We start from the raw sequence: 17,992 nt of genomic DNA, 5'->3' as shown, positions 1-17,992 counted from the left end.
TTATATCAATAAATCCATGTTTTTTGTAAGACTATAAGCTGATTTTGGGTGTAATATATACCCAGAATTAATTATTCTAATTCTATCTCTAACCTCGTGTTGTACTAAAATAAGGACGTTACTATGGCTATTAAAAAAGTAATTACCGTATGTCCGTATTGTGCCTCAGGTTGTAAAATCCATCTTTTGGTGGAAAACAACAAAATTGTGGGAGCTGAAGGTGCAAACGGCAAGACAAACGAAGGGGAGTTATGCCTAAAAGGATATTATGGCTGGGATTTTGTGCATGACACAAAAATCCTGACTCCTCGCCTAACTCAACCGATGATCCGCTACAAACGTGGCGAACCATTCACACCAGTGAGCTGGGAAGAAGCGATTTCTTACACAGCAAGACGTCTCAGTGAAATCAAAGAAAAGTACGGTAACGAATCTATTATGGTAACGGGCTCTTCCCGTGGACCAGGTAATGAAGTGAACTTCGTTATGCAAAAATTCGCCCGTGCGGTATTAGGAAATAACAACATTGACTGTTGTGCGCGCGTGTGACACGGCCCTTCTGTAACAGGTCTGCTCAAATCGGTCGGTAACGGCGCAATGTCCAACTCAATTGTTGAGATTGAAGATACCAAATGCGTATTCATTTTTGGCTATAATGCCTCCACTTCACACCCTATTGTGGCGCGTCGGATTAACCACGCCAAAGCAAAAGGGGCGAAAGTTATTGTTTGTGACCCTCGTAAAATCGAAACAGCCCGTATTGCGGATATTTATGCGCCGCTTGCTAACGGGTCTAACGTAGCATTCTTGAATGCGATGATGAATGTGATTTTAGAAGAAGGGTTACAAGATCAAAAATTTATTGATGAACACACCGAAAACTTCGATGCGTTCTATGAAACCGTGAAAGCTTATACACCGGAATCCACACAACATATCACCGGTATTGAACCTGAAATGTTGCGTGAAATTGCCCGCACTTATGCAAAAGCGGAAACAGCTACTATCTTATGGGGTATGGGCGTTTGTCAATTCCGTCAAGGTGTAGAAACCGTACGTGCATTAGCAAGCTTGGCAATGCTTACCGGTAACTTAGGTAAACCAAATGTTGGGGTGAACCCAGTACGTGGTCAAAACAACGTACAGGGTGCATGCGATATGGGTGCGTTATTCAACACATTACCAGGCTATCAAAGTTTTGCTGACCCAGAAACTAACGCAAAATTTGCGAAAGCTTGGGGCGTGCCATCTATTCCAACCAAACCAGGTGTGCCGTTGAGTGAAGTCCCTGAAGCGATCATGGAAGATAAAATTAAAGCATTCTATATCATGGGTGAAGATACACTACAAACTGAGCCTGATATTAATGCTGTTAAAAAAGCCTTCGAGAAAGTTGAGCTTCTTATCGTTCAAGATATCTTTATGACTCAAACAGCCGCAGAAGCAGATATTTTATTGCCAGCCACTTCTTGTGCTGAGCATGAAGGTGTGTATAGTGCCGCTGATCGTGGTTTCCAACGTTTCTATAAAGCCGTTGAACCGACAGGCGATGTCAAGGATGACTGGGTGATCATTAGCGAACTTGCTACAGCAATGGGCTACCCAATGCACTATAACAATACCAAAGAAATTTGGGATGAACTTCGTTCACTTTGCCCAATTTACAAAGGGGCAACCTACGAAAAAATGGAAGGCATGGGCTATATCCAATGGCCATGTACTGACGAAGGCCCTGAAGATCAAGGTACAACATACTTGTATAAAGGCCAAATCTTCGACCGTCCGAACGGCAAAGCTGAGTTCTTTGCTTGCGACTGGGAACCACCAATGGAGGATCTCTCTGAAGAATTCCCATTGATACTTTCTACAGTTCGTGAAGTTGGTCACTATTCTTGCCGTTCAATGACAGGTAACTGCCGAGCTCTTGCTGCACTTGCGGATGAGCCGGGATTCGTACAAATGAACGATCAGGATGCTAAAGAGTTGGGCATTAAAAACAACGACTTGGTTTGGATTGCCTCATCACGTGGTAAAGTTATTTCTCGCGCGGATGTCAGCACTCGTACCAACAAAGGCGCTTGTTATATGACCTATCAATGGTGGATCGGTAAATGTAACGAATTAACCGCTGAACATTTGAATCCGGGTTCTAGAACACCAGAATATAAATACAGTGCGGTTCGTATTGAGAAAATCGAAGACCAAGCCTGGGCTGAACGCTATGTGGTAACTGAATACGCGAAATTAAAAAATCGCTTAAAAGAAACCGCACTTGTGGCTTAATTAGTGTCATTAATGAATGACGGGCGAACTTAAATGGTTCGCCCGTTTTTTATTGAATTATTTCCTTACGCATTATGAACGCATTTAGCTATCGTTATCCGTAGCTAAAGATAAACAGGAATCCGCAAGTGTTTCACTAAAGCGTAAATCATGCGAGGCAATAAGCATCGGCAACTGTAATTCGCGTAAAAGTGCGGTCAGTTTGGCAATATTTTTTACATCCAGTCCATTGGTTGGTTCATCAAGTAATAATACTTTGGGTTGCATCGCTAGCACGCCAGCCAGTGCTGTAAAGTTCTGTTCTCCACCAGATAGGGTATTCACAGAACGATCTTTTAATCCAACAATATTCAGACGTTCCAGTTGTTGTAAGGCAATTTGATAGGCTTCATCTCTGTTCAATCCTTGATTAAGTGGACCAAAGGCCACATCATCAAGTACGGTTGGACCGAAAAGTTGATCGCCTGCATGTTGGAAACAGATACCAATCTTTCCACGTAACGGTACAAAATCTTTTTCTTGACGGCAGGTGTTATCAAACCAGCGAATTTCCCCTTGTTGATAAGGGATGAATCCTAATAGGCTATGTAATAGCGTCGATTTTCCACACCCGATATCGCCTTGTAAAAAAAGACGATGACCTTCAGGGAGTTCAAAAGAAAGGTTATTAATAATCACGCGTTGGTCGCGCATGATTTGTAATAGTTTGACTTCGAGGACGTTCATCAAGGTTTATCCTGTGTTTTTTTCACATCATGCAGTTGAAAGCCACGTGCTTTTAGCGCCATTTCTGTTTTTTCTGCTTTAACGAGCGCATGAATTAATAATAATGCCACACGTTGTGATGCAATGAATAAGGTTCTGCCGTTAAGTTTTGGCTGGTATCCGCGCGCGCGCATCGCCATATCCATTTTTTTATGTACATCACCAAGTACAGAAATATAACGCACGGTCAGAACAAATAGGTGAAGTAGTTTTTCAGGCAATGGTAAACGACACAGCGCTTGCAATAAAAGGCTCTCGTTCATATCAATTAACAAGAGGCGAGTTAAACTTAAAATTAAATTGAAACGTAGCGTGATGAGTAGCGCGAGCTGAATGCCCATTGGATTTAATACTAAACCTTGCTCGGTGATTTTCCAGCTTAAGGTTAACCAAACGAGTAGTGTAAAGAGATTTAGTTTCAGCCAATATTTGAAATAACCGGCAAGGGATTTTTGATAGTGAATTAGCGCAATAAGTAATCCGCCGAATACAACCAGATTAAGGATAACAAGCGTTGAAATATGTGTCATTGTGCTGACGATAAGTCCACACAAAAACACATAAATTAATCGCAAGTGCGGTTGAAAAAAAGTAAGAAAATTCATTTCACCACACTGAGCGCTGTTGGATACATTTTGTTTAACAATAAGACTACCCCGACGCTGACGATACTGTCGATAATAAACACGGGAATATGTGATATCACCAGTAGCATGATCAGATCGCTATAGGCTTTACCGCCATCTAGAGCCAAGACTAAAGAAGCGAGCAAGGCTGAACCGCCAACGCCGATCACGCCAGCTCCAATTCCTGCAGTAATTTGAGTGCGACGGGAATTGTCATTTTCAAGTCTTTTTGCAAATAGCCAATGTACGAGAAGGGCAGGTAATGCCATTACGCATAAATTGACACCTAATACAGCAAATCCCCCGAAGGAAAAGAGTAGGGCTTGTAATACCAATGCGATTAAAAATGCAGGGAAAACAGCCCAGCCGAGAAACAGACCGGCCATGCCGTTTAAGATGAGATGCACGCTGCCAATACCAACCGGTACATGAATGGTACCCGCAACAAAAAAGGCAGCGGCAAACAATGCCGTTAGCGGCAATTGCTGCGAATTGAGTCGTTTAAGACCAATCATTACGCAGACTAATGCGACAGCCGCTCCCCCAAGCAATACTGGCGTATGCAGTACACCTTCCGATAAATGCATATTATCTTTCCTTAGATTGTGATGTACGCGTCATTTTTGATGCTCGAACTAATGCCCATAAGCCAAAAATACCAACAATATAACCAATACCACCAATAATGTCGTGCAGGTAAATTTTGTCTTTCAATTTAGAGATATCTTCGCGAACCAGCATCAACGAATTGTCGCTATTATTTGTGGTTTGCGCGGATACTCTGTTGGCAACAATTGAGGCTTTATGTCCTTCTTCACCTTCTATCACTACTTTAATGGCACCTTCGGCAGGGGGATTGATCGGATAGGCAAATTGCCCATCGCGATCTGTTTTGCCTTCCAATAGAGGGGAGTCCTGGCCTGCTTGCAAAATTTCCATATAAGTTTCTGCTGCAGGAGTCATATCGGAATAATAGGCTTTGCCAGAGACTGTGCGTCCATCATATTGTGCAAAAACATGCAAACTATGAGCCAATGCTGATGGTGCGCACAGCCAGGTGAAAAGTGCGGTTAAAAATACAACTCTTTTCATTATTTCACATCAAAAGTCAGCATATATTCAACACTACGTTTATTATAGTCAGGATTGTCTTTAACCGGCTCGTCAAATTCTGCCCAAACTTTGTTATAACCCGCTTTAGGGGTGAATTGTGCGATACCTTTTTCATTGGTTAAGTTGAATGGGTGATCTTCGCCTAAACCCACTTTGATGCCTTGCACAGGTTTACCTTTTACTAACACGAGAATATCGAGTGGTTGTCCCGCTTTCGGTTCACTTTGTGGGATCAATTCATAATCCATGTTGTGTGATTTATTTGCTTGCGCATCCCAGTGTAAAATCGCTTTGCCGAATTTGACTGGATTAACACTAAGCACAGCATCAGGTGCTTGCTGTTTGGTCTTTTCGACATATTTACCGCTTGGTAATTTTGACCAAACACCATTATCAAAGCGAATAAATGCGATGGCAGCATCAGGTGCAGCAAAGTGTGCTTCGCCTTCTTTAAAGTTCACTGTGGCATTTTGTAATTGACCTTTCGCATCAAGTAGACGCACCGCTTTTAATTTGCTTTGAGAATAGGTTTCAGTTTCCTCATGACCAAATTTAACCACATATTGCCCTTTTACATCCTTAACAGGCTCCAACCAAACATTATGCGCATTAGCGAGTGAGGCACCGAATAGTGCAGTGATAAGTAATGCTGTTTTTTTCATGGAAGTTCTCCTTTTCTAACATGTGAACACTGTGATAAAGTATAAAATATGAAGTAACTTCAGAGTCAAGTGTAATTTTAAAAAAATGAAAATTGGTCAACTAGCCAATATCGTTGGCTGTACGGTGGAAGCCGTACGTTTCTATGAAAAGCAAGGATTAATTGAACCTGCAAAGCGAACGAGCGGTAATTTTCGCGTTTATACGGAAGAGCATTTGAAACAACTTTCTTTTATTTGTTATTGCCGTAGTTTGGATATTTCACTAAAAGAAATCAAAATGTTGCTCAATCCGCAATGTGCCACGCAAGAGCAGGAAAGAGAAATCAATGAGCTGTTAGACCGACATATTCGAGAAGTATCAAAACGTATCCATGAATTAGCTCACTTAAGAATTCGTTTAATTCAGCTCAAAGGTAAATGTAGTCAGTTTGAGCAAAACAATGATTTAATTAATACTTTATTGCAGCATAGCGGCATTAATTTTGTACCGTTAAAATAATGCATTGTGCGAGCGGCAGTAAAAATTTTTCAAACAACGTTTAAATATCAAGCAACGAAACACAGAAATGCTGAAAATAACCATCAAAAAAGAGTAGAATTGGAACAGACTGCTTTTTTATTTTAAGGAGAAAATCATGCATGAGATGTCTCTCTGTCAGAATATTATGGAAATTATTGATCAACAACAGAAAAAGCATGAAATCCATGAAGTGACAGATATTTGGCTAGAAATTGGGGCACTGTCTTGTGTCGAGCAAAGTGCGGTAGAATTTTGCTTTGAAATTATGCGCAAAGATACCGTTGCTGAAAACTGTCAGTTACATTTTATTCATTTACCTGCGATTGCATGGTGCTGGCAATGTCAAAAGGAAGTTGAGATTGAAGCCTATCAAGATTGCTGTCCACATTGTCACAGTGCATGTTTACAACGTCGAAGTGGCACCGAATTTAGAGTGAAAGAAATTGCCGTAAAATAGCAAGACGTCTAAATTAGCAAATTTAACCAGATCTTTTGAATATAAAATACGCTAACTACTTGATAGTATGTATTTATCTCTCTTCAAAGAATATATTTAAGATAGAGAATATGGTATTCTAACGCATGTGAATTATCATAGATTCTAAGTATTTACAGAATAAACGAAACATTATTGAGGTGACTTATGTGTACAACCTGTGGCTGTGGCCATCCAGACCAAGTCAGAATCGGAGAATTACCGCATGTTCATAATGATTCCAATGCGCAACATGCAACAAAACTACCTAATTTTTCTTACTCCTCCTTCCGCATGCCAGACTCTCCACAACAAGATGAAACTCAGCAACGATTACTGAAAGTAGAACAAGATATTCTCGGCGCAAACAATCAATTAGCCGATATGAATCGTCGCTTTTTCGCCAATCAACACATTTTGGCACTTAATCTTGTTTCAAGTCCAGGTTCAGGCAAAACAACTTTGTTGACGACCACATTAAATGCATTAAAAAATGACTATCCTTGTTATGTGATCGAGGGCGATCAACAAACAGAAAACGATGCGGATCGTGTTCGCCAAACCGGTGTGCCGGCGATTCAAGTTAATACAGGAAAAGGTTGTCACTTAGATGCACAAATGATTGGTAATGCATTGGTGAAATTGCAGCCACAGGAAAATAGTCTGATGTTTATTGAAAATGTCGGAAACCTAGTTTGTCCGTCAGAATTTGATCTAGGTGAGCATGCTAAAGTGGTGATCTTATCTGTGACAGAAGGTGAAGATAAACCGCTGAAATATCCGCATATGTTTGCGGCTTCTAAATTAATGATTTTAAATAAAGTGGATTTACTGCCTTACTTGAATTTCGATGTAGAAAAATGTATTGCTTATGCGAAACAAGTGAATCCGACAATTGAGGTTATCCAGTTATCTTCTCAAAGTGGAGAAGGATTACAGCAGTGGCTAGACTGGTTAAAAGCGCAAGAACGATAGGAGCATCAAATGCAGTTTGTTGATGAATTTCGTGATCCTGAACTGGCTAAAAGTCTGTTGCAGCGACTACAAAAAATAATGGAAAACCAACCGCACTTTACGCCAGAAAATCCGTTATATCTAATGGAGGTCTGCGGCGGACATACTCATACCATTTTTAAATTTGGGCTTGATCGTTTATTACCGAAAAGTATTGAATTTATTCACGGTCCAGGTTGTCCAGTGTGTGTATTACCGATGGGGCGAATTGATGTATGTATTGAGATTGCTCGTCGTCCAGAAGTGATTTTCTGTACTTTCGGTGATGCCATGCGAGTACGCGGACGTCTAGGCTCGTTATTGGAAGCTAAAGCACAGGGCGCGGATGTTCGTATCGTTTATTCGCCGCTTGATGCGTTGAATATCGCATCAAATAATCCTGATAAAAAAGTGGTATTCTTTTCACTTGGTTTTGAAACAACCATGCCAAGTGCCGCAATTACCTTGCAACAAGCGAAAAAACAGCAGGTAAAAAACTTTTTTGTGGTATGCCAAAATATTACCATCATTCCGACATTACACAGCTTATTGTCACAAGGACAAGTCAAAATTGACGGCTTTCTTGCACCAGGTCATGTAAGCATGGTGATTGGTTCTGAACCTTATCAGGAATTGTGTGATACCTACCACAAACCTTTTGTGATCACTGGTTTTGAGCCTTTAGATATTCTACAAGCAATTTTAATGTTGGTGACACAGATTGTTGAAAAACGCTGTGAAGTGGAAAATCAGTATAAACGTATCGTACACCAACATGGTAATGAGTTAGCACAACAGGCAATCAGTGAAGTGTTCCGCTTGAAAGCCAGCAGCGAATGGCGTGGATTAGGCGAAATTGCAGAATCTGGCGTAGAACTGACAGATGATTATAAATGCTTTGATGCGGAAGCGCATTTTGCTTGTCAGCCACATCAAGTTGCTGATGATCCAGATTCTCGCTGCGGCGATGTACTCATCGGAAAATGTAAACCTGCTGATTGTCCATTATTTGCTAAAAAATGTAATCCTGACAATGCCTATGGTGCCTTGATGGTGTCTTCCGAAGGGGCATGTGCGGCCTATTATCAATATAGACGGGAATAAAACAATGACTGATTTTATTACAATGGCACACGGAAATGGTGGTGCCACAATGCAAGAGTTGATCCGCGATTATTTTGTCGAGGCATTTGATAACCCGATACTTTCACAAGGCGAAGATCAGGCTCGTATTGCTTTACAAGAGTTAAATGCTTTAGGTGGAACATTGTCATTTTCTACCGATAGTTTTGTGATTGATCCGATTTTTTTTCCTGGTGGAGATATTGGTAAACTCGCCGTTTGTGGCACAGCTAACGATGTTGCCGTATGCGGTGCCGTACCAAAATATTTGTCTTGTGGATTTATTTTAGAAGAAGGCTTACCACTAGAAACCTTAAAAAAATTGATCCAGTCTATGGCAAAAGCCTGTCAGTCAGCCGGTATTCAAGTGGTAACAGGTGATACCAAAGTAGTACAAAAAGGCGCGATAGATAAAGTGTTTATCAATACAGCCGGTATTGGTGTGATTCCAAACGGACTCGACTGGGGTGTGCATCGCATTCAGCCAGGTGATCAGATTATTGTGAGTGGTACTTTAGGTGATCATGGTGCAACCATTTTGAATTTACGCGAAAATCTTGGTATTCAAACGGACTTACGCAGTGATTGCGCTGTGCTTGCACCGCTCATTGATTGCATTCGTCCGATTGAAGGGGTGAAAGCCGTGCGCGATGCGACCCGTGGTGGTGTGAATGCGGTACTCCATGAATTTGCACAGGCACAGAAAGTAGGGGTACAAATTGATGAAACGGTATTACCAATTCGTCAGGAAGTACGTGGTATTTGCGAATTACTCGGTTTGGATGCATTAAATTTTGCTAATGAAGGCAAATTGGTGATTGTTGCGGATAAAGCAAAAAAAGCTGAAATTCTGACCGCACTTCGTCGCCATCCATTAGGTGAAAATGCGGCCGTAATCGGTGAAGTGACGACTGATGGCAAAGTTCGTGCAGTTGGTCTTTTCGGTCAAAGTCGTTTATTAGACTTACCACGCAACGAACCTTTACCACGAATTTGTTAAGCAAAAACCGGTTTAATTTAAAATTAAACCGGTTTTAGTTTGTCAATTGATATAGAGAGAAGAGTGATTATTTTTTCCAAATAACGTGGAATTCACGATCTTCTTCTCGGTGTGAAATTAAGAATTTTGCAAACACATCATCCATTTCATCTTTCTCATTCACTAACCCTACCCAAACTTCAGCAAAAGCGTCAGGATCGATTAACACCCCAATTTCTTGTTCCCAATCGTCTGCTGTTTCGACAAACTCGACTGCTCCACGATCTTCAAATTGCAGATTGAATAGCATAATATCAGCGGGATCGAGATTTTCGCCTGCCATCTCTAAGAAAATATCATAAGCAAGATCAATCGCTGCATCGGGATCGAGTTTTTGGATATCAGTTGTCATTGGGTTTTCCTTTATCAAGTAAATTGTGCGTATGATACCGCAAGAAATAGAAAACAAAAAGTGCGGTCAAATTTATCATTATTTTTGACCGCACTTATTTTTAGTTGCCGTAACTAGCCGGTATTTCGCATACCAGCTGCAATACCAGTGATGGTAATCATCAAGGCTTGCTCCACATCAGGGCTTGGGTTTTCAGGCGATTCACGGAAACGACGGAGCAATTCCACTTGAAGTAGATTGAGTGGATCCGTATAAACATTACGTAACGCAATAGAATCGGCGATCCACGGCAAGTCCGCCATTAATTCATCTTTGTGAGAAAGCGAAAGCACGGTTTTAATATCCGCATTGAGTTGATTACGCAGATTTTCACCTAAGTACCAAAGCTCTTTTTTCACTAAGTTATGATCATATTGTTCAGAAAGCCAAGTATCAGTTTTACTGAACACCATTTCTAACATACCCACACGAGTAGAGAAGAATGGCCACGCTTTACACATTTCTTCAATAATATGACCTTTGCCTTCATCTACAATTTTTTGAATTGCCGCACCCGCACCCAGCCATGCTGGTAGCATTAAGCGGTTTTGCATCCAAGCAAAAATCCATGGAATGGCACGCAAGCTTTCCACGCCACCATTTGGATTACGTTTTGCAGGGCGAGAGCCAAGTGGCAGTTTAGACAGTTCTTGTTCCGGTGTGGCACTGCGGAAATAAGGCACGAAGTCTTTATCACCACGAACAACACTACGGTAAATATCGCATGAAGTAGCGGAAAGCTCATCCATGACGGTACGCCATTCTGCTTTAGGTTCTGGCGGTGGAAGTAAGTTTGCTTCCAAAATTGCACTGGCGTAAAGATCAAAGGTTTCAACTGCGACTTCGGGTAAACCAAGTTTAAATCGGATCATTTCCCCTTGTTCAGTCACACGTAAACCATTTTTAAGTGAGCGCGGTGGTTGAGAAAGTAATGCCGCATGTGCAGGTGCACCACCTCGCCCAATCGTACCACCACGACCATGGAATAAAGTGAGTTCAATACCCAGTTCTTCGGTTAAATTGACTAATGCTTCTTGTGCACGATATTGTGCCCATGAAGCTGCCATCATTCCCGCATCTTTAGCAGAGTCAGAATAACCAATCATCACCATTTGATGATTATTAATCACGCCACGATACCAACCAATATTAAACAATTGACGCATGACACCTTCAGAGGCATCCAAGTCATCTAAGGTTTCAAAGAGTGGCACGACAGGAATGTGATAAGGCACGCCCGCTTCTTTTAATAATAAATGCACGGCAAGCACATCAGAGGCACTTCTTGCCATGGAAATAATATAGCAAGCAATTACGCCTTGTTTTTGTTGGGCAATGACTTTGCAAGTCTCTAAAATTTCTTGGGTTTCAGCAGAGGGTTCCCAATGGGTAGGGATTAATGGACGACGAGAATTCAATTCACGCACCAAGAAAGATTGTTTTTCAGCTTCGCTCCATTGTGCATAATCGCCTATGCCAAGATAACGGGTAATTTCAGCAATAGCATCGGTATGGCGAGTGCTTTCTTGACGGATATCTATTTGTGAAAGGGTAACCCCAAAACAGCGAATGCGGTGCAAAATATCCAGTAAGGAACCATTAGCGATAATACGCATACCACATGCCATTAATGATTGATAGCAGTCATAAAGTGGTTCCCAAAGTTGATTATCTTCCATGATGATATCGGCTTGGCTTACGCGTGGCGGACGATTTGCTAGACAATCATCAAAGTAGTCAAGAGTGACGATAAGTTTTGCACGAAGCGCTTTAACTACAAAACGATAAGGCTCTAAATGTTCACCATATTTTTCGGTAAATTCAGGTGTGCATTTCACCATGGATAATTCATCAGCAAGAGATTTAATGTCATTTAAGAATAAATCCGCTGCTTTCCAACGAGCAAAATAGAGTACTTGTTGAGTAATTTTTGAAGTAACAAATGGGTTGCCATCACGGTCACCACCCATCCAAGAAGAAATTCGGACAGGACGTAAGCCCACTGGTAAATCGTACCCCAAAAATTCACGAGCATGTTCATTTAATTGACGTGAGAATTCCGGCACCCCTTGCCATAGGCTGTTTTCAATCATGGCGTAGCCCCATTTTGCTTCATCGAATGGCGTAGGGCGAACAGTACGGATTTCATTGGTATGCCAAGCTTCAGCAATTAAACGAAGTAGCAATCGTTCAATAATACCGCGTTCTTTAGGCGTCAAATCATCGTGCTCTAATTTGCTTAAGCATTTATTGATCTCAACGTGTTTGTGGATTAACGAACGTCGTGTGGTTTCGGTTGGGTGTGCGGTTAATACTAGCTCAATGAGCAAGTTTTCAACGGTTTTGTAAACTTTTTCTTTTGAAACATTTAATGCTTTTAAGCGTTGGAATAAAGCACTTAATGAACGATTAGAAGATTGTAAATCTTTATGTTGACGAGAGACCGTTTGGTATTGTTCAGCAATATTCGTTAAGTTAAGAAAATGGCTGAATGCACGCGCAACGGGAATAATGTTTTCGTTAGAAATGGTAGATAGGGTATCCAACAATGTTTTACGCGCTTGGCTATCGCCCGCTCGAGATTGTTTGGACAATTGACGAACATTTTCAATTAAAGTGAGAATGTCTTCGCCTTGCGCATCATTGATGGTTTCTCCAAGAAAACGCCCTAACATATTAATATTATGGCGGAGAGTGCGATACTCATCAGTCATATGAACTCCGATAAAGAAAAAATAAAACCAGGAGAGATATAACCAAAAATATGTATCGGGATCAAATGCTATACGTCAAAAACTTGTATTAAATCAAAAAAGGCTAAAATAAGTAAAAAAATGACCGCACTTTTTTAGATAAAATTCAAAGTGCGGTCAAAAAGTTTAATGTTTATTTAAGGTTGCGAACTGATTTTCGAATAACGAGTTCAGGATGGATCGCAATGCGGTGTTTTTCGTGATTGTCGTTATCTTTATTCGCAATACGTTCAAATAAGAGATTCACTGCCTGTGCACCTAAACGAGACTTCGATTGGTGAATCGTGGTGAGTGGTGGTGCATAGAAACGCGATGAGTGAATATTATCATAGCCGATAATCGAGATATCATCAGGCACACGCAAGCCTTTTTCCGTAATGGCAGAAATTGCCCCTAATGCCATCACATCATTACAACAGAATACAGCAGTAGGTAGGCTGTCTTGTGAAAGGATCTTGTTCATGCACTCATAACCATCTTCAGGCTCAAAGAAGCCTTCCATGATCCAATTTTCATGGATTGGTAGATTGGCTTCATTCATGGCTTTTACAAAGCCTTCGTAACGGGTTTTTGCCGTCGTTTTATCTAATTCACCTGCAATAAGACCGATCTCTTTATGACCACAATCAATTAAGTGCTTAGTCGCAATATAACCGCCGGTAAAACTGTTGTCTTCAATGATATCTGTGTCTGTATTTGGCCCCCAATCCATTACCACCATTGGAACAGACGAGAAACTAGAAAGTACATCGAGTGAATGTTGTGTGTATTCAGAACACATTACCAATAAACCATCTACGCGTTTTTTGGTAAGCATTTCGACGTGGTTTTTAATTTTTTCAGGATCATTTTGTGTATTACACAAAAAAAGTGAATAGCCTTGACGATAACAATGATCTTCAACAGCATGAATGATTTCAGCAAAATAAGGGGACTCACTGGTGGTCACAATCATCCCAATGGATTTTGTCGTGTTGACTTTCAAACTCCGAGCAACAGCACTTGGTGAGTATTTCAAGCTTTTAATGGCTTGCATCACCGACTCTTCGGTTTCTTTTGCTACAAAACGGGTTTTATTAATTACGTGTGAAACAGTGGTGGTGGAAACACCAGCCATTTTTGCGACATCTTTAATTGTTGCCATAATTTTGCCTCTAGAGAATTTTTCCCATTATAAAGACTGTCACCAAATAGGTTAAGTAAATTATAAAAAATTTTTGAAAAAACGAGCTTTATTGTTAGAATAGGTTATCTTTAACTAAACAAGTGGGAAATTTAAATGAGTGATTTTGGTTATGCAATGTTAGCTGTAGTGCTTTCTTTAAGTGTTGTAGTAGGTTTAGCGACTGCAATTTTTTAATTGAAAGAAATAACGTACTAATCCATTTAAAATAGACCGCGCTTTAAGCATTTAAAGTGCGGTTATTTTTTTAAGGCTTTTAAAGTTGTGCTAAAAGCCATGCCATTGGACTATTTCTTTAGTATAATTTGCAACTATTTCCGTTTGTTGTAATCAAAATACTGCAAAAACCAAATTTGAGATAATTATGAATAAATATTTGATTTCACTAGATAAAGATGTTCAGCGTCGAGAGCTGTTTTTTGCTCAACCGGATACAGCAGATTTCGTTGTATTTTCAGCCATTAATACCATGCAAAAAGAGTGGGATGAATTGGCAGAAGTGTTCAATCCAACGAAGTTTGAACAGCATTATGGACGCAACGTCACAAAAGGCGAAATTGGTTGTACATTAAGCCATTTAGCGGTTTATCGCCAGATCGTGGAAGATCAAAATGTGACGGAAAATGACTATGCGTTAGTCTGTGAAGATGATGCGTTATTTAATGCTAATTTATCGCCAAACACAACCGCACTTTTAACCGAAAAATGTGATGCAGATATCGTATTAATCGGGCAATCAAAAATTGCGGAATTTGATGATGTGGAATTGGAAATTAATTATCCAACCACCTTCTCATTTTTACGTCAAACAATTGGTGATGTCACCGTGGCTTATCCGTATAAAAGTTATTTTGCGGGGACGGTGGCATACCTAATTAAAAAATCAGCGGCACGTGCATTTTTAAAGCAACTCGAACAAGAAAAATCGTTTTGGCTGGCTGATGATTTCTTATTATTTGAAACCAAATTCCAGATTAATAACAATGTGGTTCGTCCGCTTGTAGCCATTGAAAATCCACAACTAGTGAGTAATTTGGAGTCGATTCGCGGTTCAAAATCTAATAATTTAGTGAAGAAATTAATTAAATATCCACTCAAAAAAATCTTAGCTGTGAAAAAGAATTTAGGAAAATAATGTAAAAATGACAGCACTTTTTAATCTTTTTTATCTTTACGATCCTTGGTTGTTTCATGTCGTACGAATGTCATTCGTCGCGGGCTTAGCGGCATTGGTTGTATTGGCTTATCAATACCTTAAAAAACAGAAACCACAAGGTATCACTGTGCCCGTGGATAGTTTAGCCGTTATCATTGGGCTGATTGCATTTAGTGTGATTCCGCTTTTAGTTAACGGTACGCGAGATTTTTCTGTCATCACCATGTATGTGAAAGAGCTGATTTTATTTATCTTCGGCGTGGGACTTTATAATGCCTTCTATGCCAATGTAAATGGTCAACAGAGCGTGGTGCGTGATTTACAACTTGGTGTGGTTGTACAGTTTGCTGTGGGCGTGATTGGCTTACTCGGTGCATCATTTATGATTGATTTCTTGCTTTCGACCAATGCGGTGTTACCTGCACGTTTTTATGGTTCAGAGCAGGAATATCGCTTATATAACATCACCGCAACCGCCTTTTTCCAACTGAGTTTATTCTATTTAATGCTGTTGCATTTCTTACTGGCATACAACGCTAAACATAATACGCTTCCAAGTATTTTGGTATTTTTAATGTTATGTATCGGATTAATTTCAGGACGTACATTCCTTCTGTTATCGGTTGTGAGCATTTTAGTGTATTTCAAATGGCGTTATGTTCCATCACTCATTGCATTTGCTATTTTGGTATTGTTATTGGCGTATTTCTTACCAGAAAATCCTTATGTGGCACATGCTTTAGAACCCGTGATCAACTTATTACACGGTGCAGGATTTGTCAGTTCGTCAACAGATACATTGATGAAAAACCACCTGTTCATGCCAACGCTTAAACAGTTTATTTATGGCGATGGCATGTATATGACAGGGCAGTTGGAAGTCGGCCGTTATTATGGTCATACGGATTCCGGTTTCTTACGTCAGATTCTTTATGGTGGCGTATCTTATGCTTTAGTGTGTTTTGCCGTGACATTCTATTTTGTGCGTAAAGTCGCCTTAAATTGGTTTGATGGTAGCTGGAAATTTATTCTTTCTGCCTTTGTGATTTTGGCATTTTGTAACATCAAAGCGGATACCTTTGCTTTTCCTGGCATTATGTTCGTGATGTTGATGTTCTTATCGCTTTTTGGCACTCACGGTAAACAGCTTATTTTATTTAAACAAAAGGAGCCGAAAGATGTTTAGTATCATCGTGCCTTCTTATAATCGGAAAGAAGAAATTCCTGCGTTATTGGAAAGTTTAACCAAGCAGACCGCCTATAATTTTGATGTGGTAATTGTGGATGATTGCTCGAAAGAACCTGTTGAAGTGACACAATCTTATCCATTTGCAGTTAAAGTGATTCGTAACGAAACCAATCAAGGTGCCGCAGAAAGCCGTAATATCGGGGCAAGAAATGCCGATAATGATTGGTTGTTATTCCTTGATGATGACGATCGTTTTGCAAATGATAAATGTCAGAAATTAGCCGATGTAATTGCTGAGCATACTGATGTTAACTTTGTTTATCATCCAGCTAAATGTGAAATGGTGAATGAAGGCTTTAGCTATGTGACCAACCCGATTGAGCCTCAAGAGATTAGCGTAGAGCGAATTTTACTGGCGAATAAAATCGGTGGTATGCCGATGATTGGGGTGAAAAAAGAGCTGTTTTTAAAAATTTGCGGATTATCGACCGCACTTCGTTCATTGGAAGACTATGATTTCTTGCTGAAACTTGTGCAAGATCCAACGTTTAAAGCGTGTAAAGTAGCAGAACCATTAACTTATTGTACGTTCCATACTAAGCGTTCTAGCGTATCAACGGATACGACTAATACGCAAAAAGCGATTGATTATATCCGTGAAAATTATGTGAAAACGGCAGAGCAAGAAAAGAATTTTGCCATCAACGCACAATATATGTTGGCCTACCCACATATAATGAATTTATCCCGTAAAGCGGCTTTTTACTATTTTGAGATTTTTAAATTAACGAAAAGCATTAAGCAGCTAGTCATTGCCTTTGTGGTTTTAATTTCACCTAAATTGGCAATTAATTTGAAACGGTTTATGTAGATAACTTATTTAGATAGAGAAGTATGAAATTTTCAGTTTTAATGTCCTTATATATTAAGGAAAATCCACAATATTTAAGAGAATGTTTTGAAAGTCTAGTGGCTCAAACTCATCCGGCAGATGAGATTGTGTTAGTGTTTGATGGTGCTGTCACACCAGAATTGGGAGCCGTGGTTGCTGAATTCGAAACAAAATTACCCTTAAACTTAGTGAAATTGCCAAAAAATTTAGGTTTAGGTAAAGCGCTCAATGAAGGATTGAAACATTGTTCACACGATTGGGTATTCCGTATGGATACTGATGATATTTGTGTGCCAGAACGTTTTGCAAAACAAGTGGCGTTTATTGAGCAACATCCGGATACGATTATTTTCGGTGGGCAGATTGCTGAGTTTGGCGAAAATATTCAAGACATCGTGGCATATCGTAACGTGCCGACTGAAGCACAAGATATTGTTAAATTTACGCAAAAACGTTGTCCGTTCAATCACATGACAGTTGCATATCAGAAAAGTGCGGTTATTAATTGTGGTGGATATGAAGATTTACAGGAAGATTATTACCTGTGGATTAAGCTTGTGGCACAAGGTCAAAAAGTGGCAAACTTGCCGGATATTTTAGTTTATGCCCGCGTAGGCAATGGTATGGTAGGGCGTCGTCGTGGTTTAAACCAAGCCAAGGCAGAATGGCGTTTGTTTAAATTGAAGCACCGCTTAGGTATTCAAGGCTTATTTTCTGGCCTATTCACCTTTGCCTTGCGTTCAGGTTCTCGCTTATTACCAACCTCATTATTGAAAGCTGTTTATAACCAATTTTTACGCAAATAATGCGATATTTTGATAATTAAAAAA

18 protein-coding genes are annotated in these 17,992 nt (G+C 40.1%); 10 read left to right on the top strand and 8 right to left on the bottom strand.

Annotated elements, in window-relative coordinates:
- The first annotated feature begins 129 nt into the window (after positions 1-129).
- Positions 130-2,283, top strand: a complete 2,154-nt coding sequence (fdhF, locus tag HMPREF2750_RS06615) for a formate dehydrogenase subunit alpha (protein WP_083304609.1) — start codon at positions 130-132, stop codon at positions 2,281-2,283.
- Positions 2,284-2,367: 84 nt separating this feature from the next.
- Here fdhF and HMPREF2750_RS06610 read toward each other — a convergent pair whose 3' ends face one another.
- From HMPREF2750_RS06610 to HMPREF2750_RS06590, 5 genes are read right to left on the bottom strand one after another with little or no spacing between them, the layout of a single operon-like run.
- On the bottom strand, positions 2,368-3,009 hold the full coding sequence (locus HMPREF2750_RS06610; protein ID WP_070583120.1) for an energy-coupling factor ABC transporter ATP-binding protein: 642 nt from the start codon (positions 3,007-3,009) through the stop codon (positions 2,368-2,370).
- Positions 3,009-3,653, bottom strand: coding sequence for an energy-coupling factor transporter transmembrane component T family protein (locus HMPREF2750_RS06605; RefSeq protein WP_070583119.1), 645 nt, complete (start codon positions 3,651-3,653; stop codon positions 3,009-3,011). Before HMPREF2750_RS06605 ends, HMPREF2750_RS06610 begins: the two co-directional genes overlap by 1 nt.
- Positions 3,650-4,261 (bottom strand): cobalt transporter CbiM, encoded by a 612-nt coding sequence (cbiM, locus tag HMPREF2750_RS06600; RefSeq protein ID WP_049385149.1) that lies wholly within the window; start codon positions 4,259-4,261, stop codon positions 3,650-3,652. The genes HMPREF2750_RS06605 and cbiM overlap by 4 nt, the downstream gene beginning before the upstream one ends.
- A gap of 1 nt (position 4,262) precedes the next feature.
- On the bottom strand, positions 4,263-4,766 hold the full coding sequence (locus HMPREF2750_RS06595; protein ID WP_070583118.1) for a hypothetical protein: 504 nt from the start codon (positions 4,764-4,766) through the stop codon (positions 4,263-4,265).
- Positions 4,766-5,449 (bottom strand): DUF4198 domain-containing protein, encoded by a 684-nt coding sequence (locus HMPREF2750_RS06590; RefSeq protein ID WP_070583117.1) that lies wholly within the window; start codon positions 5,447-5,449, stop codon positions 4,766-4,768. The genes HMPREF2750_RS06595 and HMPREF2750_RS06590 overlap by 1 nt, the downstream gene beginning before the upstream one ends.
- An 85-nt stretch (positions 5,450-5,534) precedes the next feature.
- On the opposite strand from HMPREF2750_RS06590, the gene HMPREF2750_RS06585 reads away from it, so the two are divergent.
- The 5 genes from HMPREF2750_RS06585 to hypE all read left to right on the top strand — a co-directional run bounded on the left by HMPREF2750_RS06585 (position 5,535) and on the right by hypE (position 9,559).
- Positions 5,535-5,948, top strand: coding sequence for a MerR family transcriptional regulator (locus HMPREF2750_RS06585; RefSeq protein ID WP_070583116.1), 414 nt, complete (start codon positions 5,535-5,537; stop codon positions 5,946-5,948).
- 136 nt (positions 5,949-6,084) lie between these two features.
- On the top strand, positions 6,085-6,426 hold the full coding sequence (gene hypA, locus HMPREF2750_RS06580) for a hydrogenase maturation nickel metallochaperone HypA (RefSeq protein ID WP_049367967.1): 342 nt from the start codon (positions 6,085-6,087) through the stop codon (positions 6,424-6,426).
- 186 nt (positions 6,427-6,612) lie between these two features.
- Positions 6,613-7,419: a hydrogenase nickel incorporation protein HypB gene (gene hypB / locus HMPREF2750_RS06575; RefSeq protein WP_070583115.1), complete on the top strand. Its 807-nt coding sequence runs from the start codon at positions 6,613-6,615 to the stop codon at positions 7,417-7,419.
- 9 nt (positions 7,420-7,428) lie between these two features.
- A complete protein-coding gene (hypD, locus tag HMPREF2750_RS06570) occupies positions 7,429-8,541 on the top strand; it encodes a hydrogenase formation protein HypD (protein WP_070583114.1) in 1,113 nt (370 codons plus the stop codon).
- Positions 8,542-8,545: 4 nt separating this feature from the next.
- Positions 8,546-9,559, top strand: a complete 1,014-nt coding sequence (gene hypE / locus HMPREF2750_RS06565) for a hydrogenase expression/formation protein HypE (RefSeq protein ID WP_070583113.1) — start codon at positions 8,546-8,548, stop codon at positions 9,557-9,559.
- A 67-nt stretch (positions 9,560-9,626) separates the two neighbouring features.
- On the opposite strand, the gene HMPREF2750_RS06560 is transcribed toward hypE, so the two are convergent.
- From HMPREF2750_RS06560 to purR, 3 genes are all read right to left on the bottom strand, one after another.
- Positions 9,627-9,950: an HI1450 family dsDNA-mimic protein gene (locus HMPREF2750_RS06560; protein WP_049357433.1), complete on the bottom strand. Its 324-nt coding sequence runs from the start codon at positions 9,948-9,950 to the stop codon at positions 9,627-9,629.
- Between the two features lie 113 nt (positions 9,951-10,063).
- Positions 10,064-12,703, bottom strand: a complete 2,640-nt coding sequence (ppc, locus tag HMPREF2750_RS06555; protein WP_070583112.1) for a phosphoenolpyruvate carboxylase — start codon at positions 12,701-12,703, stop codon at positions 10,064-10,066.
- 172 nt (positions 12,704-12,875) lie between these two features.
- The gene (purR, locus tag HMPREF2750_RS06550; RefSeq protein WP_070583111.1) at positions 12,876-13,886 is read right to left on the bottom strand and encodes an HTH-type transcriptional repressor PurR; all 1,011 of its coding nucleotides are present in this window, start codon (positions 13,884-13,886) and stop codon (positions 12,876-12,878) included.
- Positions 13,887-14,289: 403 nt separating this feature from the next.
- On the opposite strand from purR, the gene HMPREF2750_RS06545 reads away from it, so the two are divergent.
- From HMPREF2750_RS06545 to HMPREF2750_RS06530, 4 genes are read left to right on the top strand one after another with little or no spacing between them, the layout of a single operon-like run.
- Positions 14,290-15,060, top strand: a complete 771-nt coding sequence (locus HMPREF2750_RS06545; protein WP_070583110.1) for a glycosyltransferase family 25 protein — start codon at positions 14,290-14,292, stop codon at positions 15,058-15,060.
- 7 nt (positions 15,061-15,067) lie between these two features.
- On the top strand, positions 15,068-16,267 hold the full coding sequence (locus tag HMPREF2750_RS06540) for a hypothetical protein (protein ID WP_070583109.1): 1,200 nt from the start codon (positions 15,068-15,070) through the stop codon (positions 16,265-16,267).
- The gene (locus tag HMPREF2750_RS06535) at positions 16,260-17,141 is read left to right on the top strand and encodes a glycosyltransferase family 2 protein (RefSeq protein WP_070583108.1); all 882 of its coding nucleotides are present in this window, start codon (positions 16,260-16,262) and stop codon (positions 17,139-17,141) included. Before HMPREF2750_RS06540 ends, HMPREF2750_RS06535 begins: the two co-directional genes overlap by 8 nt.
- 23 nt (positions 17,142-17,164) lie before the next feature.
- A complete protein-coding gene (locus HMPREF2750_RS06530) occupies positions 17,165-17,968 on the top strand; it encodes a glycosyltransferase family 2 protein (protein ID WP_070583107.1) in 804 nt (267 codons plus the stop codon).
- Positions 17,969-17,992 lie beyond the last annotated feature (24 nt).

This window comes from Haemophilus sp. HMSC066D02 (assembly GCF_001810545.1).
Classification (GTDB): domain Bacteria; phylum Pseudomonadota; class Gammaproteobacteria; order Enterobacterales; family Pasteurellaceae; genus Haemophilus_D.
This window is presented reverse-complemented; position numbering and strand designations above follow the sequence as displayed.